General features: G+C 71.1%; 3 protein-coding genes and 1 pseudogene. All 4 read left to right on the plus strand.

What is annotated here, in order from left to right; all coding sequences use genetic code 11:
* Positions 1 to 1,218: a phenazine biosynthesis protein PhzC gene (gene phzC / locus HMPREF2914_RS14205; protein ID WP_003093621.1), complete on the plus strand. Its 1,218-nt coding sequence runs from the start codon at positions 1 to 3 to the stop codon at positions 1,216 to 1,218.
* On the plus strand, positions 1,215 to 1,838 hold the full coding sequence (phzD, locus tag HMPREF2914_RS14210; RefSeq protein ID WP_023092390.1) for a phenazine biosynthesis protein PhzD: 624 nt from the start codon (positions 1,215 to 1,217) through the stop codon (positions 1,836 to 1,838). The genes phzC and phzD overlap by 4 nt, the downstream gene beginning before the upstream one ends.
* The gene (gene phzE, locus HMPREF2914_RS14215) at positions 1,835 to 3,718 is read left to right on the plus strand and encodes a phenazine biosynthesis protein PhzE (protein ID WP_009316358.1); all 1,884 of its coding nucleotides are present in this window, start codon (positions 1,835 to 1,837) and stop codon (positions 3,716 to 3,718) included. The genes phzD and phzE overlap by 4 nt, the downstream gene beginning before the upstream one ends.
* 13 nt (positions 3,719 to 3,731) lie before the next feature.
* Positions 3,732 to 4,150: pseudogene (phzF, locus tag HMPREF2914_RS14220) on the plus strand (phenazine biosynthesis protein PhzF); the annotation flags it as partial.

The raw sequence follows: 4,150 nt of genomic DNA on the forward strand, positions 1-4,150 counted from the left end.
ATGGACGATCTATTGCAACGCGTACGGCGCTGCGAAGCGCTGCAGCAACCCGAATGGGGCGATCCGTCGCGCCTGCGCGACGTGCAGGCGTACCTGCGCGGCAGTCCGGCGCTGATCCGCGCCGGCGACATCCTGGCCCTGCGCGCGACCCTGGCGCGGGTCGCCCGCGGCGAGGCGCTGGTGGTGCAGTGCGGCGACTGCGCCGAGGACATGGACGACCACCATGCCGAGAACGTGGCGCGCAAGGCCGCCGTGCTGGAACTGCTGGCCGGCGCCCTGCGCCTGGCCGGCCGGCGGCCGGTGATCCGCGTCGGGCGCATCGCCGGGCAGTACGCCAAGCCGCGTTCCAAGCCGCACGAGCAGGTCGGCGAGCAGACCCTGCCGGTCTATCGCGGCGACATGGTCAACGGCCGCGAGGCCCATGCCGAGCAGCGCCGGGCCGATCCGCAGCGGATTCTCAAGGGCTACGCGGCGGCGCGCAACATCATGCGCCACCTGGGCTGGGACGCCGCGTCCGGGCAGGAGGCGAATGCCTCGCCGGTCTGGACCAGCCACGAGATGCTGCTGCTCGACTACGAGCTGTCGATGCTGCGCGAGGACGAGCAGCGCCGGGTCTACCTCGGTTCGACCCACTGGCCGTGGATCGGCGAGCGCACCCGCCAGGTCGACGGCGCCCATGTGGCGCTGCTGGCCGAGGTGCTCAACCCGGTGGCCTGCAAGGTCGGCCCGGAGATCGGCCGCGACCAGTTGCTGGCGCTCTGCGAGCGCCTCGACCCGCGCCGCGAGCCGGGGCGCCTGACGCTGATCGCGCGGATGGGCGCGCAGAAGGTTGGCGAGCGCCTGCCGCCGCTGGTGGAAGCGGTGCGCGCGGCCGGCCACCCGGTGATCTGGCTGAGCGACCCGATGCACGGCAACACCATCGTCGCGCCCTGCGGCAACAAGACCCGCCTGGTGCGCAGCATCGCCGAGGAGGTGGCGGCGTTCCGCCTGGCGGTGTCCGGCTCCGGCGGCGTGGCCGCCGGGCTGCACCTGGAGACCACCCCGGACGACGTCACCGAGTGCGTCGCCGATTCCAGCGGCCTGCACCAGGTCAGCCGGCACTACACCAGCCTCTGCGATCCGCGGCTGAACCCCTGGCAGGCGCTCAGCGCGGTGATGGCCTGGTCCGGCGCAGAAGCGATCCCGAGCGCAACCTTCCCCCTGGAGACCGTGGCATGAGCGGCATTCCCGAAATCACCGCCTATCCCTTGCCGACCGCCCAGCAGCTGCCGGCCAACCTGGCGCGCTGGAGCCTGGAGCCGCGGCGCGCGGTGCTGCTGGTGCACGACATGCAGCGCTACTTCCTGCGCCCGCTGCCCGAGAGCCTGCGCGCCGGGCTGGTGGCCAACGCCGCGCGGCTGCGCCGCTGGTGCGTCGAGCAGGGCGTGCAGATCGCCTACACCGCCCAGCCGGGCAGCATGACCGAGGAGCAGCGCGGCCTGCTCAAGGACTTCTGGGGGCCGGGCATGCGCGCCAGTCCGGCCGACCGCGAGGTGGTCGAGGAGCTGGCGCCGGGGCCGGCCGACTGGCTGCTGACCAAGTGGCGCTACAGCGCCTTCTTCCACTCCGACCTGCTCCAGCGGATGCGCGCCGCCGGCCGCGACCAGTTGGTGCTGTGCGGCGTATACGCCCACGTCGGAGTGCTGATCTCCACGGTCGACGCCTACTCCAACGACATCCAGCCGTTCCTGGTGGCCGACGCCATCGCCGACTTCAGCGAGGCGCACCACCGCATGGCCCTGGAATACGCCGCCAGCCGCTGCGCGATGGTGGTCACCACCGACGAGGTGCTGGAATGAACGCCCTGCCCACATCGCTGTTGCAGCGCCTGCTCGAACGGCCGGCGCCGTTCGCCTTGCTCTACCGCCCGGAAAGCAATGGCCCGGGCCTGCTCGACGTGATTCGCGGCGAGACGCTCGAACTGCACGGCCTGGCCGACCTGCCGCTGGACGAGCCCGGCCCGGGCCTGCCGCGCCATGACCTGCTGGCGCTGATTCCCTACCGGCAGATCGCCGAGCGCGGCTTCGAGGCGCTCGACGACGGCACGCCGCTGCTGGCGCTGAAGGTCCTGGAGCAGGAACTGCTGCCGTTGGAGCAGGCCCTGGCGCTGCTGCCGAACCAGGCGCTGGAACTGAGCGAGGAAGGTTTCGACCTCGACGACGAGGCCTACGCCGAAGTGGTCGGGCGGGTCATCGCCGACGAGATCGGTCGCGGCGAAGGCGCCAACTTCGTGATCAAGCGGCGCTTCCAGGCGCGCATCGACGGCTACGCCACGGCCAGCGCGCTGAGTTTCTTCCGCCAGTTGCTGCTGCGCGAGAAGGGCGCCTACTGGACCTTCATCGTCCACACCGGCGAACGCACCCTGGTCGGCGCCTCGCCCGAGCGACACATCAGCGTGCGCGACGGCCTGGCGGTGATGAACCCGATCAGCGGCACCTACCGCTACCCGCCGGCCGGGCCGAACCTGGCCGAGGTCATGGAATTCCTCGACAACCGCAAGGAAGCCGACGAGCTGTACATGGTGGTGGACGAGGAGCTGAAGATGATGGCGCGGATCTGCGAGGACGGCGGCCGGGTGCTCGGTCCCTACCTCAAGGAGATGGCGCACCTGGCGCACACCGAGTACTTCATCGAGGGCCAGACCAGCCGCGACGTGCGCGAGGTGCTGCGCGAGACGCTGTTCGCCCCGACCGTCACCGGCAGCCCGCTGGAAAGCGCCTGCCGGGTGATCCGCCGCTACGAGCCGCAGGGTCGCGGCTACTACAGCGGGGTGGCGGCGCTGATCGGCGGCGATGGCCAGGGCGGGCGCACGCTGGACTCGGCGATCCTGATCCGCACTGCCGAGATCGAGGGCGACGGCCGCCTGCGCATCGGCGTCGGCTCGACCATCGTGCGTCACTCCGATCCCCTGGGCGAGGCGGCGGAAAGCCGGGCCAAGGCTTCCGGGCTGATCGCCGCGCTGAAGAGCCAGGCGCCGCAGCGCCTGGGCTCGCACCCGCACGTGGTGGCGGCGCTGGCCAGCCGCAACGCGCCGATCGCCGACTTCTGGCTGCGCGGCGCCAGCGAGCGCCAGCAGTTGCAGGCCGACCTGTCCGGACGCGAGGTGCTGATCGTCGACGCCGAGGACACCTTCACCTCGATGATCGCCAAGCAGCTCAAGTCGCTGGGCCTGACGGTGACCGTGCGCGGCTTCCAGGAGCCGTACTCGTTCGACGGCTACGACCTGGTGATCATGGGCCCCGGCCCGGGCAACCCCACCGAGATCGGCCAGCCGAAGATCGGCCACCTGCACCTGGCCATCCGTTCGCTGCTCAGCGAGCGCCGGCCGTTCCTCGCCGTGTGCCTGAGCCACCAGGTGCTGAGCCTGTGCCTGGGCCTGGACCTGCAACGCCGGCAGGAGCCCAACCAGGGCGTGCAGAAACAGATCGACCTGTTCGGCGCCGCCGAGCGCGTCGGCTTCTACAACACCTTCGCCGCGCGCGCCCTGCAGGACCGCATCGAGATCCCCGAGGTCGGCCCGATCGAGATCAGCCGCGACCGCGAGACCGGCGAGGTCCACGCCCTGCGCGGGCCGCGCTTCGCCTCCATGCAATTCCACCCCGAATCGGTGCTGACCCGCGAGGGTCCGCGCATCATCGCCGACCTGCTGCGCCACGCGCTGGTCGAACGGCGGCCCTGAGCCAGGAGAGCCCATGCACAGATATGTCGTGATAGACGCCTTCGCCAGCGAACCGCTGCAAGGCAACCCGGTGGCGGTGTTCTTCGACTGCGACGACCTCAGCGGCGAGCGCATGCAGCGCATGGCGCGGGAGATGAACCTGTCGGAGAGTACCTTCGTGCTCCGCCCGCAACAGGACGGCGACGCGCGCATCCGCATCTTCACCCCGGTCAACGAACTGCCGTTCGCCGGCCACCCGCTGCTGGGCACCGCCATCGCCCTGGGCGCCGAGACCGACAAGGACAGGCTGTTCCTGGAGACCAGGATGGGCACCGTGCCCTTCGCCCTGGAGCGCCAGGACGGCAAGGTGGTGGCCTGCAGCATGCAGCAGCCGATCCCCACCTGGGAGCACTTCAGCCGCCCGGCCGAGCTGCTCGCCGCCCTCGGCCTGAA

The sequence above is a fragment of the Pseudomonas sp. HMSC067G02 genome (assembly GCF_001813485.1).
GTDB lineage: Bacteria > Pseudomonadota > Gammaproteobacteria > Pseudomonadales > Pseudomonadaceae > Pseudomonas > Pseudomonas aeruginosa.